General features: G+C 41.3%; 1 rRNA gene. It reads right to left on the minus strand.

Annotated features, from left to right (window positions below):
- Positions 1–1,061, minus strand: a 23S ribosomal RNA gene (locus CEX73_RS00500); the annotation flags it as partial.

The following is a 1,061-nucleotide window of genomic DNA, read 5'->3' on the forward strand; positions in this document are numbered from 1 at the left end:
AATTTTGACCAATTTAAAGTTAGTGTCAAAGCCTCGGATATATTCTTAGCAGTGCAATCTTACCGCCTACTTGCATCACAGATTGATCAACCGTTACATTTTCCGCGCAGGATGACTCGACCAGTGAGCTATTACGCTTTCTTTAAATGATGGCTGCTTCTAAGCCAACATCCTGGTTGTTTATGACTTCCCACATCGTTTTCCACTTAATTATGATTTTGGGACCTTAGCTGGCGGTCTGGGTTGTTTCCCTTTTCACGATGGACGTTAGCACCCATCGTGTGTCTCCCATGATAACCTTCTTTAGTGTTCGTAGTTTGCATTGGTTTAGTAATCCAAGATGGACCCTTAGCCAAAACAGTGCTCTACCCCCAAAGATGAATTCATAAGGCGCTACCTAAATAGCTTTCGGGGAGAACCAGCTATCTCCCGTTTGATTAGTCTTTCACTCCTAGCCACAAGTCATCCGCTAATTTTGCAACATTAGTCAGTTCGATCCTCCAGTTAGTGTTACCTAACCTTCAATCTGCCCATAGCTAAATCACCGGGTTTCGGGTCTATATCCTGCAACTTAACGCCCTGTTAAGACTCGGTTTCCCTACGGCTCCCCTATACGGTTAACCTTGCTACAAAATATAAGTCTCTGACCCATTATACAAAAGGTACGCAGTCACATCTAAATAAAGATGCTTCCACTGCTTGTACGTACATGGTTTCAGGTTCTATTTCACTGCCCTTACTGTGGTTCTTTTCACCTTTCCCTCACGGTACTAGTTCACTATCGATTAGTCAGGAGTATTTAGCCTTGGAGGATGGTCCCCCCATCTTCAGACAGGATACCACGTGTCCCGTCCTACTTTTTAAGCTCACAGAAAATAAATTTTTGAATACAGGGCTATCACCTTTTATTGCTATTCTATTCCAGAATATTTTTCTAATTTATCAGTTAATAAATTAGAAAAATATTCTGGAATAGAATATTTTTCTAATTTATTAACTGATAAATAGCTTATAGGCTGGTCCCTGTTCGCTCGCCACTACTAAGGGAATCTCGGTTGATT

Origin of the sequence: Candidatus Palibaumannia cicadellinicola (assembly GCF_002855795.1) — a bacterium.
GTDB classification, from domain to species: domain Bacteria; phylum Pseudomonadota; class Gammaproteobacteria; order Enterobacterales; family Enterobacteriaceae; genus Baumannia; species Baumannia cicadellinicola_C.